The 25,745-nt window shown below is 60.7% G+C and carries 19 protein-coding genes, 2 tRNA genes and 3 rRNA genes; 19 read left to right on the top strand and 5 right to left on the bottom strand.

Annotation, left to right across the window (positions count from 1 at the left end):
* Positions 1–83 precede the first annotated feature (83 nt).
* The 12 genes from phnT to rrf all read left to right on the top strand — a co-directional run bounded on the left by phnT (position 84) and on the right by rrf (position 13,053).
* Entirely contained in the window at positions 84–1,184 is a 1,101-nt protein-coding gene (gene phnT / locus B0G74_RS40215; RefSeq protein WP_132382707.1) for a 2-aminoethylphosphonate ABC transport system ATP-binding subunit PhnT, read from the top strand.
* Positions 1,162–2,109: a 2-aminoethylphosphonate ABC transporter permease subunit gene (locus tag B0G74_RS40220; protein ID WP_132382709.1), complete on the top strand. Its 948-nt coding sequence runs from the start codon at positions 1,162–1,164 to the stop codon at positions 2,107–2,109. Before phnT ends, B0G74_RS40220 begins: the two co-directional genes overlap by 23 nt.
* Entirely contained in the window at positions 2,099–2,962 is an 864-nt protein-coding gene (gene phnV / locus B0G74_RS40225) for a 2-aminoethylphosphonate ABC transport system, membrane component PhnV (RefSeq protein WP_132382711.1), read from the top strand. Before B0G74_RS40220 ends, phnV begins: the two co-directional genes overlap by 11 nt.
* Positions 2,963–3,038: 76 nt before the next feature.
* The gene (locus B0G74_RS40230) at positions 3,039–3,773 is read left to right on the top strand and encodes a phosphonate utilization associated transcriptional regulator (protein WP_132382713.1); all 735 of its coding nucleotides are present in this window, start codon (positions 3,039–3,041) and stop codon (positions 3,771–3,773) included.
* Between the two features lie 56 nt (positions 3,774–3,829).
* Positions 3,830–5,113 carry a phosphonoacetate hydrolase gene (gene phnA / locus B0G74_RS40235; protein ID WP_132382715.1) on the top strand — a complete coding sequence of 428 codons (1,284 nt, stop codon included), beginning with the start codon at positions 3,830–3,832 and terminating at the stop codon, positions 5,111–5,113.
* Complete coding sequence (gene phnY, locus B0G74_RS40240) at positions 5,110–6,561, top strand: phosphonoacetaldehyde dehydrogenase (protein ID WP_132382717.1); 1,452 nt, start codon at positions 5,110–5,112, stop codon at positions 6,559–6,561. The genes phnA and phnY overlap by 4 nt, the downstream gene beginning before the upstream one ends.
* 4 nt (positions 6,562–6,565) lie before the next feature.
* The gene (locus B0G74_RS40245) at positions 6,566–7,126 is read left to right on the top strand and encodes a phosphonate degradation HD-domain oxygenase (protein ID WP_132382719.1); all 561 of its coding nucleotides are present in this window, start codon (positions 6,566–6,568) and stop codon (positions 7,124–7,126) included.
* Between the two features lie 567 nt (positions 7,127–7,693).
* A 16S ribosomal RNA gene (locus B0G74_RS40250) occupies positions 7,694–9,223 on the top strand.
* Positions 9,224–9,290: 67 nt separating this feature from the next.
* Positions 9,291–9,367: transfer RNA gene (locus B0G74_RS40255), tRNA-Ile, on the top strand.
* A gap of 73 nt (positions 9,368–9,440) precedes the next feature.
* A tRNA-Ala gene (locus B0G74_RS40260) sits at positions 9,441–9,516 on the top strand.
* 341 nt (positions 9,517–9,857) lie between these two features.
* Positions 9,858–12,738 (top strand): 23S ribosomal RNA (locus B0G74_RS40265).
* 201 nt (positions 12,739–12,939) lie between these two features.
* Positions 12,940–13,053, top strand: a 5S ribosomal RNA gene (gene rrf, locus B0G74_RS40270).
* Together the 16S, 23S and 5S rRNA genes with 2 tRNA genes alongside form the textbook arrangement of a ribosomal RNA operon.
* Positions 13,054–13,295: 242 nt before the next feature.
* Here rrf and B0G74_RS40275 read toward each other — a convergent pair.
* Positions 13,296–14,291 carry a LysR family transcriptional regulator gene (locus B0G74_RS40275; RefSeq protein ID WP_132382721.1) on the bottom strand — a complete coding sequence of 332 codons (996 nt, stop codon included), beginning with the start codon at positions 14,289–14,291 and terminating at the stop codon, positions 13,296–13,298.
* Positions 14,292–14,494: 203 nt separating this feature from the next.
* Between B0G74_RS40275 and B0G74_RS40280 the strand changes: the two genes are divergently transcribed.
* From B0G74_RS40280 to B0G74_RS40290, 3 genes are all read left to right on the top strand, one after another.
* Positions 14,495–16,660: an FUSC family protein gene (locus B0G74_RS40280; protein ID WP_132382723.1), complete on the top strand. Its 2,166-nt coding sequence runs from the start codon at positions 14,495–14,497 to the stop codon at positions 16,658–16,660.
* A 171-nt stretch (positions 16,661–16,831) separates the two neighbouring features.
* Positions 16,832–17,047 (top strand): hypothetical protein, encoded by a 216-nt coding sequence (locus B0G74_RS40285; protein WP_132382725.1) that lies wholly within the window; start codon positions 16,832–16,834, stop codon positions 17,045–17,047.
* 189 nt (positions 17,048–17,236) lie between these two features.
* Positions 17,237–18,751, top strand: coding sequence for an acetyl-CoA hydrolase/transferase family protein (locus B0G74_RS40290; protein WP_132382727.1), 1,515 nt, complete (start codon positions 17,237–17,239; stop codon positions 18,749–18,751).
* A gap of 72 nt (positions 18,752–18,823) precedes the next feature.
* On the opposite strand, the gene B0G74_RS40295 is transcribed toward B0G74_RS40290, so the two are convergent.
* Positions 18,824–19,078, bottom strand: a complete 255-nt coding sequence (locus B0G74_RS40295; RefSeq protein WP_105509570.1) for a GlsB/YeaQ/YmgE family stress response membrane protein — start codon at positions 19,076–19,078, stop codon at positions 18,824–18,826.
* A 161-nt stretch (positions 19,079–19,239) separates the two neighbouring features.
* Complete coding sequence (locus tag B0G74_RS40300; protein ID WP_106311959.1) at positions 19,240–19,947, bottom strand: MgtC/SapB family protein; 708 nt, start codon at positions 19,945–19,947, stop codon at positions 19,240–19,242.
* 657 nt (positions 19,948–20,604) lie between these two features.
* Here B0G74_RS40300 and B0G74_RS40305 point away from each other — a divergent pair.
* Positions 20,605–21,129 (top strand): hypothetical protein, encoded by a 525-nt coding sequence (locus B0G74_RS40305; protein WP_132382729.1) that lies wholly within the window; start codon positions 20,605–20,607, stop codon positions 21,127–21,129.
* Between the two features lie 19 nt (positions 21,130–21,148).
* On the opposite strand, the gene B0G74_RS40310 is transcribed toward B0G74_RS40305, so the two are convergent.
* The gene (locus tag B0G74_RS40310; RefSeq protein WP_132382731.1) at positions 21,149–22,312 is read right to left on the bottom strand and encodes a metallophosphoesterase; all 1,164 of its coding nucleotides are present in this window, start codon (positions 22,310–22,312) and stop codon (positions 21,149–21,151) included.
* A 390-nt stretch (positions 22,313–22,702) separates the two neighbouring features.
* Between B0G74_RS40310 and B0G74_RS40315 the strand changes: the two genes are divergently transcribed.
* Positions 22,703–23,032 carry a hypothetical protein gene (locus tag B0G74_RS40315; RefSeq protein ID WP_132382733.1) on the top strand — a complete coding sequence of 110 codons (330 nt, stop codon included), beginning with the start codon at positions 22,703–22,705 and terminating at the stop codon, positions 23,030–23,032.
* A gap of 31 nt (positions 23,033–23,063) precedes the next feature.
* Here B0G74_RS40315 and B0G74_RS40320 read toward each other — a convergent pair whose 3' ends face one another.
* Positions 23,064–23,648 (bottom strand): malonic semialdehyde reductase, encoded by a 585-nt coding sequence (locus B0G74_RS40320; protein ID WP_132382735.1) that lies wholly within the window; start codon positions 23,646–23,648, stop codon positions 23,064–23,066.
* 153 nt (positions 23,649–23,801) lie between these two features.
* On the opposite strand from B0G74_RS40320, the gene B0G74_RS40325 reads away from it, so the two are divergent.
* Entirely contained in the window at positions 23,802–24,413 is a 612-nt protein-coding gene (locus B0G74_RS40325) for an alpha-ketoglutarate-dependent dioxygenase AlkB (RefSeq protein ID WP_132382737.1), read from the top strand.
* 324 nt (positions 24,414–24,737) lie between these two features.
* Positions 24,738–25,724, top strand: coding sequence for an ABC transporter substrate-binding protein (locus tag B0G74_RS40330; RefSeq protein ID WP_132382739.1), 987 nt, complete (start codon positions 24,738–24,740; stop codon positions 25,722–25,724).
* Positions 25,725–25,745: the final 21 nt, after the last annotated feature.

Below are 25,745 nucleotides of genomic sequence, written 5' to 3' on the forward strand. Positions count from 1 at the left end.
GGGTGATGTTGCAGAATCAGGCGGCGCCTGCGGGACTCCGCAAGGCGCCGCGTCAGCATTAATTCCGTTGGAGGATGAACCCGGTGAATACCGCCAGTCTTGCTCAACCAGGCGCGCTCGGCGCCTCACCGGACGCGCTCGATGCCGCGCATTCGACTACGCCGGGCGGCGTGCAGATCGATCATCTGACGGTGCGCTTCGGTTCGCGCACGGTGCTCGACGATCTGTCGCTGACCATCCAGCGCGGCGAATTGCTCACCGTGCTCGGCCGCAGCGGCTGCGGCAAGACGACGTTGTTGCGTTTCATCGCCGGGTTTATCGAAGCGGACGGACTGGCCGGCACGTTGACCGTGGCCGGTCACGATCTCACGCACGTGCCGCCGCACAAGCGCAATCTTGGTCTGCTGTTCCAGAGCTATGCGCTGTTTCCCCATCTGTCGGTGTTCGAGAACGTGGCCTTCGGGTTGCGCGCGCGCCGCACGCCGTCCAAAGATGTCGCGCGACGCGTCGCCGACGCGTTGAAGCTGGTGCAACTCGGCGACGCCGGCCACGTGATGCCCGCGCAATTGTCGGGCGGCATGCAGCAGCGGGTGGCGCTTGCGCGCGCGCTCGTGATCGAGCCCGATGTGCTGCTGCTCGACGAACCGCTTTCCGCACTCGACGCCAATCTGCGCGCGTCGGTGCGTTCCGAACTCAAGTCGCTGCATGAGCGCCTGCCGAATCTGACGATCGTCTGCGTGACGCACGATCAGGACGACGCGCTGGTGCTGTCCGACCGCACGCTGCTGATGCGCGAAGGCCGCATCGCGCAACTCGGCACGCCGCAACAGTTGTACGACACGCCGGCCGACGGCTTTGTCGCGCGTTATCTGGGCGCGGCCAATCTGCTGCCGCCGCAAGTCGCCTTCAGCATGGGCGACGCACGCCACAACGAGCGCGATCGCGTGGCCTGTCTGCGTCCGGAGGCATTGCGGATCGTGCCGCTCGGCGAAGGGCAGTTGCACGGCGCGATCGCTTCGGTCGAATGGTATGGCGCGGTGTTGTCGGTGTCCGTCGTATTGGACGCGATGCCGAACGAGCCGGTGCTCGTCACCATGCAGCGCGGCCACGGCATGATGCCGGAGAAGGGCGCGCGTATTTCCCTGCGTTACGAGGCTGACGATGTCGTCCTTATCAACCCCTGATACGCCCAATCCGCTCGGCTCGGCCGCCGCCGCCGACGCCCGCCGCAGCGCCAGTGCCGCCTCGCATGCGGCCGCGGTGAAGCGCCGCGAACGCGCCGCGCAATGGCATCTGCTGTTCATCGCCGTGGTGGTGCTCGGGCCGCTGGTCATCTATCCGCTCGTGCGCCTCGTGCTGCTGAGTCTGACCGGACCGCACGGCTTGAGCCTGCATGCGTACTCGGCGTTCTTCGGCAATCCGGAAACGAGCGGCGTGATCGGCACGACGCTGTGGATCCTGTTTGCCAGCGCCGGTCTCGCGTCGCTACTCGGCGTCGCGCTGGCGTCGATCCTGTTCTTCAAGCCGTTTCCCGGCGCGCGAATGATCACGCGGTTTCTCGAACTGTTCGTCGCGTTCCCGTCGTTTCTGGTCGCCTTCACGCTGATCTTTCTGTACGGCTCGCAAGGCTCGGTCAGCATCGGCTTGCAGCGGCTCTTTCATCTGCAGAACCCGCCGCTCGATTTCCTGTTCGGCGTGGGCGGTGTGATTCTCGCGGAAGTGGTGTTCTACGCGCCGTTCGTCGTGCGTCCCACGCTGGCTTCGTTCGCCACGCTCGACATGCGTCTGATCGAAGCCGCCCGCAGTCTCGGCGCGAGCGGCTGGATGGTCGCGTTCAAGGTGATCCTGCCGCTCGCGTGGCCGGGCATCGCCGCGGGCACGATCCTGTGCTTTCTGCTGACGCTCAACGAGTTCGGCATTCTGCTCGTGCTCGGCAGCGCGCATCTGATCACGCTGCCGGTGGCGATCTACAGTTCCGCCACCGTCGATCTCGATCTGCCGACCGCCGCCGCCGGCGCGGTCGTGATGCTGATCATGTCTTTGTCGCTGTACGCGTTGTACCGCCAGGTCAACCGTCGCAAGGTGAAAGGAGCGGGCCATGGCCGTTGAACTCGACCCGACCGTTTTGCCGGTCATGCACAAGAAAGCGCGGCCGGTGCGCCGCAGTCTGGTGGTGCGCATCCTCGGCGGCGCGTTTCTCGGTTTTTCCGCCTTGCTGTGTTTCTGGCTGTTCGTGTTGCCCGTGGTGGTCGTCGCACTGTCGAGCGTGGCCGCGCACTGGTCCGGCACGATCCTGCCCGACGGCTTCAGCACGCGCTGGTTCGAGCGTCTCGGTTCGAGCGACTTCGATGCCATCACCACGAGCCTCGAAATCGGCATGGGCGTCGCGGTGCTCGGCACGATCCTCGGCCTGTGGCTCGCGCTGGCGCTCGAAGGGCGCGACCGCCGCGGGCTCGGCGCCATCGTCGACACCATCGCGATGATGCCTAACGGCGTGCCGAGCGTGGTGCTCGGGCTCGCGGTGCTGATCGCGTATCACAAGCGGCCGTTCGATCTGTCGAGCTCGGCGGCGATCGTCGTGTTCGTGCAACTGGCGCTGGTGCTGCCGTTCTGCTACCGCTGCGCGGCCGCCGCGTTACGCCCGGAGCTGACGATTCTGCGCGAAGCGGCCGCAAGCCTCGGTGCGCCGCCTTCGATGGTGTTGCGCCGCGTCGTGCTGCCCCAACTGGTGCCGGCGATCCGCGCGAGTCTCGCGCTGGGCTTCGCGCTCTCGCTCGGCGAACTCGGCGCCACGCTGACCGTGTATCCGCCGGGATTCGCGACGGTGCCGATCGTGGTCGTCGGTCAGGTGGAACGCGGCTATTACCTGCCGGCCTCCGCGCTGTCGCTGATTCTTCTGCTGGTCTCGCTTGCTGCGCTGCTGCTGATCGCGGCGCGCGTCCCGCGCCGCCGGACGGACTGACGAGCAACTTCTGATGCGTGTGCGAGCATGCCGTGGCGGCGCGCCTGCACATATCGATGTGGCAAAATTTGTCAAAATGACCGAATATATGCAAACTGCTTCTGTCGATCCGATTGAGGTTGTGCGCAGGCATTCGCTGACGACGCTGGTTCGCGACGAAATCGAACGGCACATCATCGAGGGGGCGCTCGCGCCCGGCGACAAGCTGAACGAAGCCGACTGGGCGACGCGCCTGCAGGTGTCGCGCGGGCCGGTGCGCGAGGCGTTTCGCGCGCTGGAGCAGGCCGGCCTGGTGCGGACCGAGAAGAACCGCGGCGTGTTCGTGCGGACGGTGTCGCTGGCGGAAGCGGATGAGATTTACGCGGTGCGCGCGGTGCTCGAAGAGGCGGCGTGCCGGATGCTGGCGGTCAGTATCGATGCCCGCAAGCTGGCGGGATTGCGCGATTGGCTCGACGCGATGCGCGCGGCGCTCGACGCCCAGGATCACGATGGCTATGCGCGCGCGAATGTGGCGTTTCACGACGCGCTGGTGGCGGCATCGGGCAATTCGAAGCTGTATGAGACGTACCGCAGACTCGTTTGCGAATTGAGCCTGTTTCGACGTGCCGCGCTGGTGGTGCATGCCGATGCGATGGAGCGCTCGCTGGCCGAACATCGCGCGATCCTGACGGCGGTGGCCTCGCGCGACGCCGAGCATGCCGCGGCGCTGATGCATGCACACGTGAACGGCGGCATGCAGCGCGCTCACGCGGCGTGCGAACCGGCGGGGCCGTTGAGCGTGGTGCGGATGCCGACGGCGTCGAACGATTGAGATGGTTGCAACGAACTGACTACAACGCGCGTGCCCGGCACGCATGGAAGGGAACGATGGCGAATACAGACACGAGTACCAGCGAACGCACGATCGAAGTCAACGGTCGCAGCTACCGGCTACCCTCGCAACCGACGGTGGTGGTGTGCGTCGACGGCTGCGAATTCGATTATCTGGAAGCCGCGGTCGCGGCGGGCGTGGCGCCGTTCATCGGCAAGATGCTCAAGGGCGGTGGAGCCTTCAAGGGTGACTGCGTGATCCCGTCGTTCACCAACCCGAACAATCTGTCGATCGTGTGCGGCGTGCCGCCTTCGGTGCACGGCATCTGCGGCAATTACTTCTGGGATCCGGACGCGAACGGCGGCGAGGGCGCGGAAGTGATGATGAACGACCCCGCGTATCTGCGCGCGGGCACCTTGCTCGCCGCTGCCGCCGAAGCCGGCGCGGCGGTCGCCGTGGTCACCGCGAAAGACAAGTTGCGCCGGCTGCTCGGCTGGCAATTGAAAGGCATCTGTTTTTCGGCGGAGAAAGCCGACAAGGTGACGCTCGAGGAAAACGGTATCGGCGAAGTACTCGATCTGGTCGGCTTGCCGGTGCCCGATGTGTATAGCGCCGGGCTGTCCGAATTCGTGTTCGCCGCCGGCGTGCGGCTCGCGCAAACGCGTCAACTCGACCTCATGTATCTGTCGACGACCGACTACATCCAGCACAAATGGGCGCCGGGTACCGAGGGCGCGAACGCTTTCTACGCAATGATGGACGGCTACCTCGCGAAGCTCGACGCGCTCGGCTGGGTGATCGGCCTGACCGCCGACCACGGCATGAACGCCAAGCACGATCCGCAGACCGGCGAGCCGAACGTGATCTATCTGCAGGATGTGCTCGACGACTGGCTCGGCGCCGGCCGTGCGCGCGTCATTCTGCCGATCACGGATCCGTATGTGGTGCATCACGGCGCGCTCGGCTCGTTCGCAACCATCTATCTGCCGCGCGATGTCAGCGTCGCGCAGGTGATCGAGCGGATCGGCGGCTTGCAGGGGATCGATACCGTGCTCGACAACCAGGCGGCGTGCGAGCGCTTCGAGCTGCCGAACGACCGCGTCGGCGATATCGTCGTGGTCAGCACGAAGCATGTCGTGCTCGGCACGCGGCGCGCTGAACATGATCTGTCCGGGCTGACCGTGCCGTTGCGCTCGCATGGCGGGATTTCCGAACAGGAAGTGCCGCTGCTGTTCAACCGGCGTGTCGAAGCATTGCCGTCCAGCGGCGGCGATGGTGGCAAGAGGCTGCGCAACTTCGATATCTTCGACATCGCTTTGAATCGCGTGTCGTCATCATGAACGCCGTGCTGCGGGACCATCCGGCTTTCCGGGCGGAAGCGCTGCGGCTCAAAGGCGAGCGCGTGACACGCTCGCGCACGCTCGATGTGTTCGATCCTTATACGGGAACGCGCGTGGGCACGGTCCCGCTGGCGAGCGTCGATGACGTGCGCGCTGCGTTCGAATACGCGGCGGCCTATCAGGCGCAACTCACGCGTTACGAACGCTCGCAGATTCTCGAGCGCGCGGCGGCGCTCATGCGCGAGCGGACCGAAGAGGCGTCGGACCTGATTTCGCTCGAGTCGGGTTTGTCGAAGCAGGACTCGCGCTATGAGATCGGCCGCGTGGCCGATGTGTTCAAGTTTGCGTCGATCGAAGCGTTGCGTGACGACGGGCAGAGCTTCTCCTGCGATCTGACGCCGCACGGCAAGAAGCGGCGCGTGTTCTCGCAGCGCGAGCCGCTGGCGGGCGTGATCGTCGCGATTACGCCGTTCAACCATCCGATGAACCAGGTCGCGCACAAGATCGCGCCGGCCATCGCGACGAACAATCGGGTGGTGCTGAAGCCATCGGAGAAGGTGCCGCTGTCGGCGCTGTATCTCGCCGACGTTCTGTACGAAGCCGGCTTGCCCGCGCCGATGCTGCAGGTGCTGACCGGCGATCCGCGCGAAATCGCCGATGAGCTGATCACGCATCCGTTGGCGGAACTTGTCACGTTCACGGGCGGCGTGGCGATCGGCAAATACATCGCGGGCAAGGCGGCGTACCGGCGCGTGGTGCTGGAACTGGGTGGCAACGATCCGCTGATCGTGCTCGACGACGCCGATCTGGACCGCGCGGCGACACTTGCCGTACAGGGCTCGTATAAAAACTCCGGGCAGCGCTGCACCGCGGTCAAGCGGATGCTCGTGCAAAAGAGCGTGGCCGCGGATTTCACCGATCTGGTGGTCGCTAAGACGCGGGCCTGGTCTTTCGGCGATCCGTTCGATGCATCGAATCAGATGGGCACCGTGATCGACGTCGCCGCGGCGCAGCTTTTCGAGGCGCGCGTGAATGAGGCGGTGGCGAGCGGGGCGCGTCTGCTTGTGGGCAATCAGCGCAAGGGCGCACTGTATGCGCCGACGGTGCTGGACGGCGTCGATCCGTCGATGACGCTGGTGCGCGAGGAAACCTTCGGGCCGGTGTCGCCGATCATCACCTTCGACACGCTCGACGACGCCATCCGTATCAGCAACGGCACGCCGTTCGGGTTGTCGTCGGGCGTCTGCACGAACCGGCAGGATGCGATCACGCGCTTCATCAATGAACTGCGCGTGGGCACGGTCAACGTGTGGGAAGTGCCGGGCTACCGGATCGAGTTGACGCCGTTCGGCGGCATCAAGGACTCCGGGCTTGGCTATAAGGAAGGCGTCCAGGAAGCCATGAAGAGCTTCACCAATCTGAAGACCTTTTCATTACCGTGGGAGTAATAGCGTGGCATTGAATGTGAAGGACATCCGTTCGCTGTTCGAGCAATACGGCAAGCTGGCTTATAGCGGCGAGCCGGTGACGCAGCTTGAACATGCTTTGCAGAGCGGCTTATTGGCGGAAGAGGCTGGTGCCGATGAGGAACTGGTTGCCGCGGCGTTTCTGCATGACCTCGGCCATTTGCTCAATCTGCAAGGCGAGACGCCGACGGAGCGGGGCATCGACGATCTGCATCAGTATTTCGCGCTGCCGTTTCTGCGGCCGGTGTTATCGAACGCGGTGTTGGAGCCGATTCGTTTGCATGTCGACGCCAAGCGCTGCCTATGCGCCATCGACGACACGTATTTCGGCCAGCTTTCCGCCGATTCGGTGCGGAGTCTGGAATTACAGGGCGGCATTTTCAGCAAGGAGGCGGCTGAAGCGTTTCTGCAAAAGCCCTATGCGGAAGACGCATTGCGCCTGCGCAGGTGGGACGATCTCGCCAAGGAAGAGAATCGCGCGACGCCGGATCTTGATCACTATTTAGGTGTTGTCGAACGGGTGATGCTGAAGCACGCGGCTGTCTGAGGGCTGTTCAATGTTGCGCGGTTTTCGGTGCTTCTCGCGCTTGCTGGTCTGCCGATTTTGTCGTCGGCCTGACGCCGTTTCTGGCGCAATTCATGCCTATCAAAATAACGCTTGCAAGGCGGAGTCGGGCTCGCTAGAATCTCGCTCTTTCGTGCTCCGGACAGCGGGGCACGGGAGGCGGGAGAGCCAGCAGTGGCAAGGCTTTCAGCGAAGTGGGCAGGTTCAGGAAGTTGGAAAAAACCTGTTGACGACGTAGCGAAAGTTCTTCATAATCTCGTTTCTCTGCTGCTGATGCAGCGACGCAGAACGAAGCGGTGCCGGGTGGTTGTGAGGTTGACGACGCGCGGTGCCGGTCCGGTAGTGAATGCGTAACCGATCTTTAAAAATTAACAGCCGATAAGTGTGGGCGCTTGATGCGCGACGCGAGGTGGATCCTTCGGGATCTGCCGACCAAGCGAAAGTATCAAGTCTCACACAGTATTAGAGGAAGGTTTGAGCAATCAAATCATCGTCAGTACGTTGAGTGAGCGACCGGTTCTTAACTGAACCGAAAACAGTAACAGGTTTGAACTGAAGAGTTTGATCCTGGCTCAGATTGAACGCTGGCGGCATGCCTTACACATGCAAGTCGAACGGCAGCACGGGAGCAATCCTGGTGGCGAGTGGCGAACGGGTGAGTAATACATCGGAACGTGTCCTGTAGTGGGGGATAGCCCGGCGAAAGCCGGATTAATACCGCATACGATCTGTGGATGAAAGCGGGGGATCTTCGGACCTCGCGCTACAGGGGCGGCCGATGGCAGATTAGCTAGTTGGTGGGGTAAAGGCCTACCAAGGCGACGATCTGTAGCTGGTCTGAGAGGACGACCAGCCACACTGGGACTGAGACACGGCCCAGACTCCTACGGGAGGCAGCAGTGGGGAATTTTGGACAATGGGCGAAAGCCTGATCCAGCAATGCCGCGTGTGTGAAGAAGGCCTTCGGGTTGTAAAGCACTTTTGTCCGGAAAGAAAACCTCGTGGTTAATACCCGTGGGGGATGACGGTACCGGAAGAATAAGCACCGGCTAACTACGTGCCAGCAGCCGCGGTAATACGTAGGGTGCAAGCGTTAATCGGAATTACTGGGCGTAAAGCGTGCGCAGGCGGTTCGCTAAGACAGATGTGAAATCCCCGGGCTTAACCTGGGAACTGCATTTGTGACTGGCGGGCTAGAGTATGGCAGAGGGGGGTAGAATTCCACGTGTAGCAGTGAAATGCGTAGAGATGTGGAGGAATACCGATGGCGAAGGCAGCCCCCTGGGCCAATACTGACGCTCATGCACGAAAGCGTGGGGAGCAAACAGGATTAGATACCCTGGTAGTCCACGCCCTAAACGATGTCAACTAGTTGTTGGGGATTCATTTCCTTAGTAACGTAGCTAACGCGTGAAGTTGACCGCCTGGGGAGTACGGTCGCAAGATTAAAACTCAAAGGAATTGACGGGGACCCGCACAAGCGGTGGATGATGTGGATTAATTCGATGCAACGCGAAAAACCTTACCTACCCTTGACATGTATGGAACCTGGCTGAGAGGCCGGGTGCCCGAAAGGGAGCCATAACACAGGTGCTGCATGGCTGTCGTCAGCTCGTGTCGTGAGATGTTGGGTTAAGTCCCGCAACGAGCGCAACCCTTGTCCCTAGTTGCTACGCAAGAGCACTCTAGGGAGACTGCCGGTGACAAACCGGAGGAAGGTGGGGATGACGTCAAGTCCTCATGGCCCTTATGGGTAGGGCTTCACACGTCATACAATGGTCGGAACAGAGGGTCGCCAACCCGCGAGGGGGAGCCAATCCCAGAAAACCGATCGTAGTCCGGATCGCACTCTGCAACTCGAGTGCGTGAAGCTGGAATCGCTAGTAATCGCGGATCAGCATGCCGCGGTGAATACGTTCCCGGGTCTTGTACACACCGCCCGTCACACCATGGGAGTGGGTTTTACCAGAAGTGGCTAGTCTAACCGCAAGGAGGACGGTCACCACGGTAGGATTCATGACTGGGGTGAAGTCGTAACAAGGTAGCCGTATCGGAAGGTGCGGCTGGATCACCTCCTTTCTCGAGCTGACGTGTCAACCGCGTTGAGCGCTCACGCTTATCGGCTGTGAAATCAGGACAGACTCAGGGGTCTGTAGCTCAGTCGGTTAGAGCACCGTCTTGATAAGGCGGGGGTCGATGGTTCGAATCCATCCAGACCCACCAAAGTCTTGTCTGGTGTGCTGATCGATGATCCCGGGGTATGCCGTGCGCATAGAGAGTTTATCTGTGTATGACTGGGGGATTAGCTCAGCTGGGAGAGCACCTGCTTTGCAAGCAGGGGGTCGTCGGTTCGATCCCGTCATCCTCCACCAATCCTCAATGCCGGTTTTACTGCGGCGGACCCTGAAAGGGGTTTGCGGTGTAGTGAAACAGGCATTGGCGATTGAGCCAGTCAGAGTGATACGCGGTTATAGCAACTGCGATATCGGCTGTCGTTCTTTAACAATCAGGAAGAAGTAGTAAAGAGATTCACGAAAGCATACTTAGAGATGGGTGTGTGAGTAGGTGAATCAGGGTTGTGATTGTATCAATGTATTTTAAAGGTGATCGAAAGATTGCTTTGGAATACGGCGCAACACGAATACTCAACCTGTAGCGATTGTGGCGAGCACATGATTCCCCGTGGATCATGCACGAGACACACCCGTTATAGGGTCAAGCGAACAAGTGCATGTGGTGGATGCCTTGGCGATCACAGGCGATGAAGGACGCGGTAGCCTGCGAAAAGCGGTGGGGAGCTGGCAAACGAGCTTTGATCCACCGATATCCGAATGGGGAAACCCGGCCCGTATGGGTCATCCATGACTGAATACATAGGTCATGTGAAGCGAACGCGGTGAACTGAAACATCTAAGTAACCGCAGGAAAAGAAATCAACCGAGATTCCCAGAGTAGTGGCGAGCGAAATGGGACCAGCCTGTACTCTTTATCCGTACTGTTAGTCGAATGCTCTGGAAAGTGCAGCCATAGCAGGTGATAGCCCTGTAGACGAAAACAGAATGGAAGAACTGGGTGTACGACAAGTAGGGCGGGACACGTGAAATCCTGTCTGAAGATGGGGGGACCATCCTCCAAGGCTAAATACTCGTGATCGACCGATAGTGAACCAGTACCGTGAGGGAAAGGCGAAAAGAACCCCGGGAGGGGAGTGAAATAGATCCTGAAACCGCATGCATACAAACAGTCGGAGCCTTCGCAAGGGGGTGACGGCGTACCTTTTGTATAATGGGTCAGCGACTTACATTCAGTGGCAAGCTTAACCGATTAGGGCAGGCGTAGCGAAAGCGAGTCCGAACAGGGCGTTCAGTCGCTGGGTGTAGACCCGAAACCAGGTGATCTATCCATGGCCAGGATGAAGGTGCGGTAACACGTACTGGAGGTCCGAACCCACTAACGTTGAAAAGTTAGGGGATGAGCTGTGGATAGGGGTGAAAGGCTAAACAAACCTGGAAATAGCTGGTTCTCTCCGAAAACTATTTAGGTAGTGCCTCGTGTATCACCTTCGGGGGTAGAGCACTGTCATGGTTGTGGGGTCCATTGCGGATTACTACGCCATAGCAAACTCCGAATACCGAAGAGTGCAATCACGGGAGACAGACATCGGGTGCTAACGTCCGGTGTCAAGAGGGAAACAACCCAGACCGCCAGCTAAGGTCCCCAAATATTGCTAAGTGGGAAACGAAGTGGGAAGGCTAAAACAGTCAGGAGGTTGGCTTAGAAGCAGCCATCCTTTAAAGAAAGCGTAATAGCTCACTGATCGAGTCGTCCTGCGCGGAAGATGTAACGGGGCTAAGCAATATACCGAAGCTGCGGATGCATATTTATATGCATGGTAGGAGAGCGTTCCGTAAGCCTGCGAAGGTGCATTGAAAAGTGCGCTGGAGGTATCGGAAGTGCGAATGCTGACATGAGTAGCGATAAAGGGGGTGAAAGGCCCCCTCGCCGTAAGCCCAAGGTTTCCTACGCAACGTTCATCGGCGTAGGGTGAGTCGGCCCCTAAGGCGAGGCAGAAATGCGTAGCTGATGGGAAGCAGGTTAATATTCCTGCACCATTGTTAAATGCGATGGGGGGACGGATCGCGGAAGGTTGTCCGGGTGTTGGAAGTCCCGGTCGCTGCGTTGGAGAAGGCACTCAGGCAAATCCGGGTGCGCAATTCAAGGGCGTGGCGCCATTCACTTCGGTGAAGAAGCAACTGGAAGTGGTTCCAAGAAAAGCCTCTAAGCTTCAGTTTAACAAGACCGTACCGCAAACCGACACAGGTGGGCGAGATGAGTATTCTAAGGCGCTTGAGAGAACTCGGGAGAAGGAACTCGGCAAATTGGTACCGTAACTTCGGGATAAGGTACGCCCCTGTAGCTTGACTGGCCTGCGCCAGAAGGGTGAAGGGGTTGCAATAAACTGGTGGCTGCGACTGTTTAATAAAAACACAGCACTCTGCAAACACGAAAGTGGACGTATAGGGTGTGACGCCTGCCCGGTGCCGGAAGATTAAATGATGGGGTGCAAGCTCTTGATTGAAGTCCCGGTAAACGGCGGCCGTAACTATAACGGTCCTAAGGTAGCGAAATTCCTTGTCGGGTAAGTTCCGACCTGCACGAATGGCGTAACGATGGCCACACTGTCTCCTCCCGAGACTCAGCGAAGTTGAAGTGTTTGTGATGATGCAATCTCCCCGCGGCTAGACGGAAAGACCCCATGAACCTTTACTGTAGCTTTGCATTGGACTTTGAACCGATCTGTGTAGGATAGGTGGGAGGCTTTGAAGCGTGGACGCCAGTCTGCGTGGAGCCGACCTTGAAATACCACCCTGGTTTGTTTGAGGTTCTAACCTTGGTCCGTTATCCGGACTGGGGACAGTGCATGGTAGGCAGTTTGACTGGGGCGGTCTCCTCCCAAAGTGTAACGGAGGAGTACGAAGGTACGCTAGGTACGGTCGGAAATCGTGCTGATAGTGCAATGGCATAAGCGTGCTTAACTGCGAGACCGACAAGTCGAGCAGGTGCGAAAGCAGGTCATAGTGATCCGGTGGTTCTGTATGGAAGGGCCATCGCTCAACGGATAAAAGGTACTCTGGGGATAACAGGCTGATACCGCCCAAGAGTTCATATCGACGGCGGTGTTTGGCACCTCGATGTCGGCTCATCTCATCCTGGGGCTGTAGCCGGTCCCAAGGGTATGGCTGTTCGCCATTTAAAGAGGTACGTGAGCTGGGTTTAAAACGTCGTGAGACAGTTTGGTCCCTATCTGCCGTGGGCGCTGGATATTTGAAGGGGGCTGCTCCTAGTACGAGAGGACCGGAGTGGACGAACCTCTGGTGTACCGGTTGTCACGCCAGTGGCATCGCCGGGTAGCTATGTTCGGAAGAGATAACCGCTGAAAGCATCTAAGCGGGAAACTCGCCTTAAGATGAGATATCCCCGGGGCTTCGAGCCCCTTGAAGGGTCGTTCAAGACCAGGACGTTGATAGGTCAGGTGTGGAAGCGCAGTAATGCGTTAAGCTAACTGATACTAATTGCCCGTAAGGCTTGATCCTATAACCGGTGTGTTTTGCGATGACCGTCAGTGCTTCAGCACTTGCGCGCATCCCACCCCCGAAGGGGGGCGCACACAGGTTGAGATCGATGTTGTGCCAGAAACAGCACAGCCCAACGCTTTACCCCTGGTGAGCATCACCAGAAACTACTTCTTCCAGATTGGCTGTACTGCCCCACGGGCAGTGCGGCAACCAGTCATGCCTGATGACCATAGCGAGTCGGTCCCACCCCTTCCCATCCCGAACAGGACCGTGAAACGACTCCACGCCGATGATAGTGCGGATTACCCGTGTGAAAGTAGGTAATCGTCAGGCTCCCCCGCAGCAAACAGAAACCCCACCCCGAAAAGGTGGGGTTTCTGCGTTTACACAGCCGGAAAAACAGGCGAAAAAATGGGGCGAACAAAGACTCCGGTTTGCGATCCGCACTGAGCAATCGTGTGCAACACACTCCGCAAACGGTCCTTTCCACTTTGCAGGCACCCGCACAGGAGAGCACAGCGCCGCCGCCGCACCCACCCGCAGCCAGCGGCCCCTAACAACTCCAACTATGCCGCCTACCGCGTCGCGACATCCCCACCGCCGCTCGCGCCCGCAGGCACCACGCCATCGCCGATCTGGGCGTCGCCGACTTCTGCAAGCAGGGCCTCATCGCGTGCAATGACTTTCGGCAGATGTGTACGCAGGAACTCGACCCAGGTCCGCGTCTTCGCGTCGATGAACTTACGCGACGGATACAGCGCGTAAATATTCATCTTCTGCGCCGTATACTCCGGCAACACGCGCACTAACGTCCCATCACGCAATCCGGAAATCGCCGCGTACAGCGGCAACATGCCAATGCCCATCCCTTCGCGAATCGCGACAATCATCGATTCGGCGATGTTCACGTGCACCGGCCCATTCACTTCCATCATTTCGCTGCCATTCGGCCCATCGAGCACCCAATCGTGCGGCGGAAACGCCGGCGTGTGCAGGATCAAACACTCATGGTGCGCCAGATCGGCCGGCTGCTGCGGCGCGCCGTGCGCGCGCACATACGCCGGCGACGCGCACAGAATGCTAAAGGTCGTCCCCAGCGGGAGCGATACGAGTTCCGAATTAGGCAAACTGGAAGCACCGATCACCGCAACGTCCGCGCTGCCTTCGAAAAGATCAGGCATGCGCTGCGACAGCGTCAGCTCGACCGTCACCTCCGGATACAGCGCGCGATAGCGCGAGATGGCCGGCAGCACGTAATGCTGGCCGATGCTGGCAAAACTGTGCATCCGCAACGCGCCGCTCGGGCGCTCGTGCGCACAGCTGGCTTCTTCTTCCGCCGTGTCGACATCTGCAAGTATCTGCTGACATCGTTTCAGATAGCGCTCGCCCGCAGTGGTGAGCGCGAGCCGCCGCGTTGAACGGTTGAGCAACCGCGTTCGCAGATGAGCTTCGAGTTCCGAGACCGCACGGGACATCGCGCCGGTCGTCGAATTGAGCGACTGCGCGGCGGCGGTAAAACTACCGGCTTCGACCACGCGCACGAACACTCGCATATTTTGTAACGTATCCATCGATCCTTCTATTTCACGGCTGAAGCCGTATTGTCCGCCTGTCTCGGATGCGCATTGTTGTTCGTTCTGGAAGGGACGTTCCGCGGCCGTCCTCTTAATGCGCGCGCAGCATGCCCCTACAATCGGCGCCTTGCGTGGCCGGTGCGAGCGGTCTTCTTCACCGGCGCGTTTTCCTGCGACCAACCGGGGCGCCTTGCTTCCAGATGAAACGCGAACATGCGATCGAACCGACGGCGGATTCCCGCCGAAAGTGGGGCGTCATGTTGCAAACGCTCAGTCCGGCTGTTCGGGACTGGGCGACCAGCGACGGTCTGGTTTGGCTGCATCTGTTCAAAACGGTCACCGCGGGGCTGTTGGCGCTCGGCATTGCGATGCTGCTGGATCTGCCTCAGCCGCGCATAGCGATGACCACGGTGTTCGTGCTGATGCAGCCGTTCAGCGGCATGGTGCTCGCCAAGAGTTTCTATCGGATTCTCGGGACCGCGGTGGGCACGGTCGCTGCGCTGGTGCTCGGCGCGCTGTTCGTCCAGCAGCCCGAGTTGTACATGCTCGGCATGATCGGCTGGGTGAGCGCCTGCATTGCGGCAGCGGTCCGGTATCGGCATTTCAGATGGTACGGCTTTGTGCTTGCGGGTTACACCGCTGCGCTGATCGGCATCCCGAATGTGACGGTGCCTCACGACCTGTTTCTGGCGGCGCTCACGCGCGCGGCGGAAGTGGCGGTCGGCATCGTGTCCTCGAGCGCGGTGAGCGCGCTGATCGTGCCGCAGCGGTCCAGCCTTGCACTGCGGCGTGCGCTACAGATTCGGTACGGAAATTTTACTGCGTTCGCTGCCGATGTGTTGGCTCGCAGCATCAAGCGGGGCCAATTCGAGCGGCGCTTTGCGGATCTCGTCGACGAGATCGTCGGTTTCGAGGCGACGCGCACTTTCGCCGCCTTCGAAGATCCGGCCATGCGTTCACGCAGTCAGCATCTCGGCCGTTTGAACGGCGAGTTCATGGATGCCTGCGCGCGACTGCATGCACTACATCAACTGCTCAAGCGTCTGCGCATGAATGGCTCGGCGCCGGTCGTCGCGGCGATCGAACCGTATTTTCATGAGCTGGCCGCGCTTATGTCGCCACCGCTCGAAGTCACAGGGGACCCATCGCGTACGGCCGCCCGTTTGCGACACTTTCAGGCGAGCTTGCCACGGCGTGTGCGTGAAACGAGACGGCCGCTGGAAGCCACGCCCGCCGAATCGCTGGCGGACTTCGATACGGCGGCGGAATTGCTGTACCGGTTCATCGACGAATGGATCCGTTACTCGCAGACCTACGTGACGCTCACGCAGCGCAAGCCGGGCAACCAGCCGCGGACCACCAGCCGCTACGTCAGCAAAACCAACACCTTTGTCGTCGCGTTGACTTTTATGCGCTCGGCTGTGGTCATGGCAATCGCCGGCTGGTTCTGGATCACGACGGACTGGCCGAGCGGCGGCCTTGCGGTGATCGGCGCGGCGCTGGCGTGCGCGCTGACGTCGACTGCGCCGAATCCGTCGAAGATGGCCGTGCAGATGGCCGTCGGCGCCGTACTGGCGACCATGACCGGCTATCTGTTCACCTGCTATGTGTATCCCAACATCGACGGCTTTCCGCTGCTGTGCATGATGCTGGCGCCAGTGCTCGCACTCGGAGCATTCATCGCCACGCGCAAGCTTGCGGCGGGATATGGGATCGGTTTCTCAGTGTTCTTCTGTTTGCTCGCCGGGCCTGACAACGTCGTCACTTACGCACCGGATCTGCTGATCAACAACGGCATTGCGCTCACCGCGTCGATGCTCTTGGCAGCGCTTGTCTTCGCGGTCGTTTTCCCGACCGACATGCCTTGGCTCATCGGGAAAATCATGGGCGATCTGCGGGCACAGGTCGTGTCCGCGTGCAAGGACGAATTGCCAGGTCTCAATCAACGCTTTCAGTCGAGTACGCACGATCTGACTTCCCAGTTGCGCATGCTGTTGACGCGACGCTCCCGGCGCCGCCGCGATGCATTGCGCTGGACGCTCGCGACGCTCGAAGTGGGTCACGCCGTGATCGATCTACGCAACGAAGCGGCGCGCGCCGACTACGCGCACGCACTTCATCCGCGCTGGACCAGCGCCATAGAGCACATGCGTGACGACCTCGCGCGGCTCTTCGAGCGACCTGACTCGCGTGGTCTGGAGCGCGCGCTGGTGTCCGTGCGCGCGGTCACGTGGATTGCGCAGGACGTGCTGCAAACGGTTCATGCCGATCGCGAAAAGCGTCACGACCTGCAGCGCATCCTGAGCTGCCTGCACTTCATCCGCACGGCGTTGCTCGACAAGGACGCGCCGTTCAATGCGCGTTGACCGATGCACGCGACGATCGACTATGTGCATCGATCCTTCTACAGAATGGAAGGATTACTTCCGGACCGCCCCATTTATCCGCGGGAACGGCAGCCATATAGTTTCATCACTGCCACGCAGTCCCCCAACGGGGCTTCCTACGGGGCAGCACCGTAAGTCATGGAGAACGAAATGAATGTGTTGAAGATTGCTCTGATTGCCTGCGCTTTGTCCGCTGTTGTCGCTCACGCACAAACGGCGCCGGCCGCCCCGGAACAACAGGTCGCTCAAGCGAATGCACAGCGTGCGAAGAACGCCGAAAGCCAAAGCCGCATCACCACACCGGCGATCAAAGCTGAAGAGTGCGTTGGGCCCGTGAGCTTCTGCAACATCTACTTCGGCAGCTAAACAGCGCCACGCGTCATATCTGAAATACGTGTAGGACCTGTCGCGAACGTTCAACGCGACGCAGCACCTGGCCGCGACGCCGTCCTTTGTCACGCCGCGGCGGGTGCGACAATCCGGCTGCTGAGCGAAGCACACCATAGACGTGCGCACCAGTAGACTGGACTGGTGACTATGGAGAGACTCAGTTTCATGTACCAAGACCGGATTCGCTGCGCTGAGTTGCGCGCAAAAATCACTTCAGCCGCCGAGGCGGCGCTTCTGATTCAGGATGGCATGTGTGTCGGCGCCAGCGGCTTCACGCGCGCGGGCGATGCCAAAGCCGTCCCCGTTGCGCTTGCCGAGCGCGCGCGCCAGGAAGGCAAGCCGCTGCGCATTACGTTGATGACCGGCGCATCGCTCGGTCACGATGTGGACCGCACGCTCACCGAGGCGCACGTGCTGGCTCGCCGCTTGCCGTTTCAAGTGGACAAGACGCTTCGCGACGCCATCAACCGCGGCGAAGTCATGTTCGTCGATCAGCATCTGTCTGAAACGGTCGAGATGCTGCGCGCGAACCAGCTCGGCAAACTCGACATCGCCATTATCGAAGCCACCGCGATCACCGAGACCGGCGGCATCGTGCCGACCACGTCGGTCGGCAATTCGGCGAGCTTCGCAATTCTCGCCGACAAGGTCATCGTCGAAATCAATCTCGCTCAGCCGCTCGCGCTCGAAGGGCTGCACGACATCTGGATTCCGGGCCGCAGGCCGAACCGCGAGCCGCTGCCGATCGTCCGTCCGCAAGACCGGGTCGGTGCGCCTGCCATCGAGATTCCGCTCGAAAAAATCGCGGCGATCGTCATCACTGATATGGCGGACAGTTCATCCACGGTGCTGCCGGCGGATGCCGAGACCGAATCGATTGCAGGTCATCTGATTGAGTTTTTCCAGCACGAAGTATCGCGCGGACGCATGCCGAAGCGCTTGCCGCCATTGCAAGCCGGCATCGGCACGATTGCCAATGCCGTGCTGGCCGGTTTCGTGGATTCGCCTTTCGACGCCTTCGAAATTTATTCAGAAGTGCTGCAGGATTCGACCTTCGATCTGCTGGATGCCGGCAAGGTGACGTTCGCCTCCGGTGCGTCGATTACGTTGTCGGCCGCGCGCCAGGCGCAGGTGTTCGGCGAACTCGAACGCTATCGCGATCGTCTCGTGCTGCGTCCGCAAGAAGTCAGCAACTATCCAGAAGTGATTCGCCGGCTCGGTCTGATCGCGTTGAATACCGCGCTCGAATTCGACATCTACGGCAACGTGAATTCGACTCACGTGGGCGGCACGCACATGATGAACGGCATCGGCGGTTCGGGCGACTTCGCGCGCAACGCGTCGTGCGCGATCTTCGCGACCAAGTCGATGGCAAAGGGCGGCCGCATTTCGAGCATCGTGCCGATGGTGCCGCATTGCGATCACAACGAACACGACGTGGACGTGGTCGTGACGGAGCAGGGGCTCGCCGATTTGCGCGGCCTCGCGCCGCGGGAACGCGCCACGCTGATCATCGAGAATTGCGTGCATCCGCTGTATCGCGATCTGTTGCGCGACTACTACGGGCAAGCATTGAAGGGAGGCGGGCAAACGCCGCATCAGTTGGATCAGGCTTTCGCCTGGCATACGCGGCTGCGTGATACCGGCTCGATGTTGCCGGCGGTGGAGACGAAGCTTTAAACGCGGGTAGTCAGCTCAAGCCGGCGTCAGGTGGCGTTCGCCCCTGACGCCGTAAGACATCAGATGCTACGCTCAGGCGCCTCGTCGGACGAGCCGGATAAGAAACAATAGAATGACCGCGCCGATCACCGCCGTGATGATCGAGCCGATCCAGCCGCCGCCCAGCGAAATATGCAGCACGCCGGCGAGCCAGCCGCCGATGAACGCGCCGACAATCCCGACGATGATGTCGACGATCAGGCCGAAGCCGCCGCCCTTGACGAGCACGCCTGCCAGCCAGCCAGCGATCGCGCCGATGATGAGCCATGCAATGATGCCGTGTTCCATAATCGAGACTCCCTAGTTGAGTGTGAAAAATTCACGGTGACAGAGCTTAGTCGATGGTTATGGGACAGTCCATATTCAGGACGCGGAATTAACATTGTCTGAATCTATTGCAGATCAAGTGTAGACGATGCGCGCGCAGATGGGGGACTTACGCGTGACGCTTACTCGGGCGTCGGCTCCGCTTCTCTGGCCGTCCAACTGACGCTGGAGACGCTCTTTTCCATGCTGATGCGGCTGGCCATCTGTTCGAGCTTCGACTGATCCTTGGGATGCATCTTCAACGTTGCAGTAACGCGAATGCGTCCTGGGTCGTTTTCAACGTCCTCGCTCGTCAGGCTTTGAAACGACAGCGGCGTCGAATACATGGAGTTGGAAACGGCGGTACGAATGTGAATCTCGTCGGCTTCCCGGCAGACGATTGTCAACACGTATTCGCGGACGAGGTCGGCGTTCGATACCGGCGTCGCGTTGATCGTACGGCTGACTTCGCGCAGCACGGTATTGGTCAACAGCACGACCAGGGTGCCGGCTAGCGCCGGGCCGTAATGGCCCGCGCCGCACAAAACGCCCACCGCGGCCGAGCACCACAAGGTCGCCGCGGTGTTGATCCCCTGAATGGAACCCTTGTCGCGCATGATTACCCCGCCGCCGAGAAAGCCGACGCCGGAGACCACATACGCGGCGATCTGGGTGATGCCCGCCGTGCCGTTGCCGGTCAGTACGCCGAGCGTGACGAACAGGCACGCGCCGCTCGCGACCAGCGTGATGGTGCGCAGGCCTGCATTGCGCTGACGTATCTGTCGTTCGAGGCCGATCGCGACGCCACAGGCGAAGGCGGCGAGAAGCCGCCAGACGAATTCAATTGTCATCGGTAAGCAAGGTTGAGGCGCGAAATCGCACAGTGTGAACCGTACGCGTGACAGCGAAACGTCCGCCTCGATGGGACGCGGGCGCGTTCAGGCACGGCGCAACGCAGCGCGAACGAAGACTCGCAGCGCTGAAAGGCGAGCAACGTCGGCACGGCATCAGGCCATGCGGCGCCTCACTGCGACTTCACTGGCAATTTCGCTGGTAGAAAGCGGGTATCAACGACGTGCACCGCCGGCCCGAAGGCAAGACGGCGACAGATAAAGACTGGCGCGGAAATCTTGCTGATCAGGCGTTCGGGCGAATCGAAGCTCGACAGGTACTGCAGCTACTGTCCAAGATCGTGATTCCGGGTAGATGAACTGGGCGGATTTTAGGCGCCTCTGCAAAGTTAAGTCAAGCCGTGATCAGGCGCGGCGGCGAATCAGTTGCACGCTTTCTTTGGGGAAGTTTCTGAGCTGATAGGGGAGCTATTCCCACATAAATACGGACTCCGAATATTGACGATGTTCATCCCGGAAAACACACTGTCTGCATCACTCGGAACACCTCGCACGGCCTTGGCGCTCAATTCCGCGTTTTTTGCTCTCGCATCCTTCAGACGGCGCGCGATCCGCACGACGTCGTTGTTTCCGCCGCCCATCCGAACTGAGGAATATATGAAAGGTAAAGCTCTTGGCTTCATCGCCGGCGCGTTGATCGCTGCCGCTCCACTCGTATCGTCGGCCGCAGGTCTGCCGGCACCGTTTGAAGGCAGCAGCACGCTGCAGGCGGACGGCGTCGTGAAATCAGTCGATCAGGCCAACCATTCGGTCACTGTGCTCGACGCACAAGGTGGCGAAGCGTCGTTCAACATCACCGACACGCGCAATCTTGCGCAGATCAAGCAAGGGGGCAAAGTTCACATCCGCATGATGCGCAATGCCGTGATCAGCGTCACGCAGGGTGTGGACGGTCAAGCGGCGGCGGCTCACGTCGCGCAGTCGAACACGGCTCAGAGCGTGACCGCTCACGTCGAGGCCATCGACCATGCTTCCGGCATCATGGCGCTCAAAGGCCCGAATGGGTCCGTGTTCCATATCCAGGGCCGCGATCCGGCGAAGATCACCGGCGTGACGCCGGGTATGCAAGTGGTGGTGGCGTTCGCGCCGCAAGTCAGCGTGGCCGTGGCGCCCGCGCAGTAACGGGCGCCTTCGTCGGAGCTTAATCGGGCTCGCCGGGTACGAGGCGCAAGCGCGTGATTTCGGACGGCGCGCCCAGACGCTTCGGCGGTCCCCAGTAGCCGGTGCCGCGGCTCGTGTACACCCAGAGTCCGTTCAGCCGCGCGAGACCGGCGGTGAACGGCTGCTGAAAGCGCACGAAGAAATTCCACGGGAAGAACTGGCCGCCATGCGTGTGGCCGGATAGCTGCAGCGTGAAACCGGCTGCTGCTGCGGCTTCCGCTGAGCGCGGCTGGTGGGCGAGTAGCACCTTGATCAGCACGTCGCCAGGCGCGCCGGCCAGCGCGGCGACCGGATCGCTGCGGTGCGCCGGGTCGTGATGGCCCGCTGAATAATCGGTGACGCCGGCAATCACGGCGCGTGCGCCGTCGTGATCCACGATCACGTGCTCGTTCAGCAGGACGTTCAGTCCCAGGCGTCGGAATTCGTCGATCCAGGCGTTGGCGCCGGCGTAATACTCGTGATTGCCTGTAACGAGAAAAGCGCCATGGCGCGCGCTCAACCGTGACAGCGGCTGCGTATGTTTGGTCAGTTGCGGCACGCTGCCATCGACGATATCGCCGGTGACAGCGATCAGATCCGGCTTGAGGCGATTCACCGCGTCGACGATTGCGTCGACATAGCGGCGTTTGATGGTCGGGCCGACGTGAATATCGCTGATCTGCACGATCGTGAAGCCGTCGAGCGCGGCGGGCAAATCGTCGATCGGCACTTCGATCGTCACCACCTTGGCGCGGCGGCGAGCGTTGAACAGGCCGACGAGCGTGGAGAGCAGGGCGAGCAACGGCACAGCCGCCGCTGAGCCGGTTCGCCAGTGTGCGATGGCGACGGTGTTCGGCCAGATTGCGTCGACGGTCAGAAGCGACGCGAGCACGAGGTCGCGCGCGAAAGTCAGGACCAGCAGCGAGGAGAAGAACCCCATCGCCAGCAGGCCGACCCATGCGAGTCGGTCGCCGAGCGGTTGTTGTTTGATCGTGCGCGCGAGCATGCCGAGCGGAATCAGAAAGATCGACAGCACGAGCCACAACGCGCACAGCCAGCGGCCGGTGGTATCGATCGGCATGTCGGGAATCAGACGCAAGCCCACGTAAATGTGCAGGAGGATGCCAATCAGGATGATGCGAACAAGAAACGATGAGCGGCGCATAGAGAAGATCAAGGCGGGAAGGGGCCGGCACAAGCGGAGGAGCGGCGGCGGCTCGTCGGCCGCGGCAATGCCATGGCCGACGAGCCGATCCATTCTACCGAGATGTGCAAGCGCGTGCCGGCGGCGCCAAATTCGATGTCGGCACGCCAGACCGCTTACCTCTGAAGGTGTTCGCACGTTACTGCATTGCAGCAATCCACGCTGTTGTATGCAGGCCGTCCAGCCGGCTGATACGGTCGAATTAAATGGGCTTTGAATTGTGTCCGAGCGTGGACTATTCTCAAATAGAACCGGCTTGTATTAAAGCCAGGGCGAGGGCCACAATGAAGCCGTCGCAGTCCGCTTAGCGGTTCGTTTTGTCGCCGCCGGAAGGCGAAGCAGGAGGCGCACATGAAGCTGCTCAGATCAGGCAACCCGTTCCGCCACGCGCACCATGCGCATCACGTCGGACACGAGGGCAGCCATGTCATGCTGCCGCTCGTCGTCATTTCGGTGATGGCGATCGGCGTGTACTTCGGCGTGCGCAACATCGATTTTTCCGAGTTGGGCAAAAGCGCGCTGTTCTATGTCGTGATGCTCAGTGTCGCTCTGGGTATCGCGGGATTGTTCGGCGTCGTCGGGGCCTGGGTTCGGTCCAACGGCGACGACGCCGAAGAGGGCTTCTGCTTCATTGGCGCGTTGATCGGCGCCGTGGTGTTCTACGTGGCGATCTTGAGTTGACCGCTCTCAACAGCAGATCGGGCGCCGTGGATCAGACGATCCGCGCGGCCTCGTCGAAAGCGAAGCGCGGGCTGCGCGGGAACAGTTTCGAGGGGTCGCCGTAGCCCAGATTGATCAGGAAGTTCGACTTTACGGTCGTGCCGGCAAAGAACGCTTCGTCGACCTTGGCGGCGTCGAAACCCGACATCGCACCCGTGTCCAGGCCGAGCGCGCGGGCGGCGAGAATCAGGTAGCCGCCTTGCAGCGTCGAATTGCGAAATGCCGTGTCGGCGATCGCCTTGTCGTTACCGGCAAACCAGCTGCGCGCATCGGCGTGCGGAAACAGCTTCGGCAGGTGCTCGTAAAACTCCATGTCCATCCCGACGATCGCCGTGACCGGCGCTGCCATCGTCTTCTCCAGATTGCCTGGCGACAAAGCCGGGCGCAGCTTCTCCTTGCCCTCCTGCGTTTTGACGAAGACAAAGCGGCCCGGGCTGGAATTGGCCGAGGTGGGGCCGAGCAGCACGAGTTCGATGAGTTGTTTGAGCACGGCGTCGTCGACAGGTTTTTGCTGCCAGCCGTTATGCGTGCGCGCTTCGCGGAAAAGCTGATCGAGCGCCTGGTCGGAAAGAATCATTTGATTGTTCCTTGAAGGTGGTGTGTGAATTGGAAAGGACGGCGCCGGATCAAACCGCAAGCCGTGCGTAGGAGCGTCGCCGTCGTTGCCGCCATAATAGCCAAGGTTCTTTCCGGTCGCGCATTGAGCGCGCGATCGTACTCAGGCAATCTCATGACGGATCTCTTTGCGGATTTTTCCGATGCTCTGCCGGCGCCCGACGTCGACTGGTATCCCGACTGGCTGCCGCCTGAAAGGGCGGCACGGGCCTTGACGCAACTCATCGACGAAGTCGAATGGCGTCAGGACATGATGGGCACGCCGGCCGGCCGCGTGCCGCTGCCGCGGCTGACCGCCTGGCAAGGCGAGCCTGACGCCGTCTATGTCTACTCGGGTATTCGCAACGTGCCACAAGCGTGGACGCCGACCGTCGCCGAGCTGAAGTCCGCCGTGGAGTCTATTTGCAACGCGCATTTTAATAGCGTGCTGATCAACCGCTACCGCAGCGGCACCGACAGCATGGGTTGGCATGCGGACCGCGAGCCCGAACTCGGCGCACAGCCGCTGATCGCCTCGGTGAGCCTGGGTGTCGCACGCACGTTCGATCTGCGGCATAACAAGACCGGCGTCGTGCAGTCTTTTTCGCTGAAGGGTGGCAGCTTGCTGGTGATGAAGGGCAACACGCAAGCGGATTGGCGGCATCGGGTGCCGAAGGAGCCGCGCGTGGCGGGCGAGCGGATCAATCTGACGTTTCGATGGGTGACGCCGCGCGCGAGTGTCCGCTGATGGGTCGCGTGTTGGGCGGCGGCGCCGCGTCGCCGAGCAAGCCGAACAAGCCGAACAAGCCGCCGAGCACGTAAGCGCATAAAAAAGCGCCAGGCGCATCGCCGAGCCAACCAACGCACCCCACCCACGCCAACACCTCATCCCACGTCCACGCCACAACCGCCACCGCCCGCTATACCAAAATTGATATCGCCGACGCGAATCATATGATTGGACGGTTAACGCCCTACACACTACGCTACATCACGATCCACGCACCGTGAGGGCCGCAACGGCTGGGCGGATTCGATGGGTCGCCTACACAACAACGATCAGGAGACAGTCATGGCGAATACACGACGCGCCGCATGTCGTGCGTTGGGCGCGCTCGCACTCTGCGCGGGCTTTGGTGCGCTGACGCTGACCACGCCGGGCGCTTACGCGCAGGACAAACAGATCACGCTGGGCTTCGCGCAAGTCGGCGCGGAAAGCGCATGGCGAACCGCCAACACCGAATCGGTCAAGTCCGCTGCGGCCGAGGCGAAGATCAAGCTCAAATTCTCCGACGCGCAGCAGAAGCAGGAAAACCAGATCAAGGCGATCCGTTCCTACATCGCGCAGAAAGTCGACGTGATTGCGTTTTCGCCGGTCGTCGAGTCGGGCTGGGAACCGGTGCTACGCGAGGCTAAAGCCGCGAAGATTCCGGTAATTCTCACCGATCGCAACATCGACGTGAAAGACACCTCGCTCTACGTGACGATGATCGGCTCGGACTTCATGGAAGAAGGGCGGCGCGGTGGTCATTGGCTCGCGGATCACTATAAAAACGACCAAGGCCCCGTCAACATCGCTGAACTTCAGGGAACGGTCGGATCCGCGCCTGCCAACGACCGGCACTCGGGTCTTCTCGAGGTGATCAAGAACGATCCCAAATTCAAGATCATTGCCTCGCAAAGTGGTGACTTCACGCTGGCCGGCGGCAAGCAGGTCATGGAAGCGTTTATAAAGACATATGGAAATAAAATAAATGTAGTTTATGCGCATAACGACGATATGGCGCTCGGCGCCATCCAGGCGATGGAAGAGGCCGGCATGCATCCGGGCAAGGACGTCATCGTCGTTTCGTTCGATGCGACCAAGGGCGGCTTCCAGGCGATGGCCGCGGGCAAGATGAACGTCGATGTGGAGTGCAGTCCGCTGCTCGGGCCGCAATTGATGTCGGCCGTGAAGGATGTGGTGGCCGGCAAGCCGCTGCCCAAACGTATCCTGACGGAAGAGACGGTCTTTCCGATGAGCGTCGCCGCGCAGACACTGCCGACGCGCAAGTATTGACGGCAATTGATAAGGCTTCCT

Source organism: Paraburkholderia sp. BL9I2N2 (assembly GCF_004339745.1).
Taxonomy (GTDB): domain Bacteria; phylum Pseudomonadota; class Gammaproteobacteria; order Burkholderiales; family Burkholderiaceae; genus Paraburkholderia.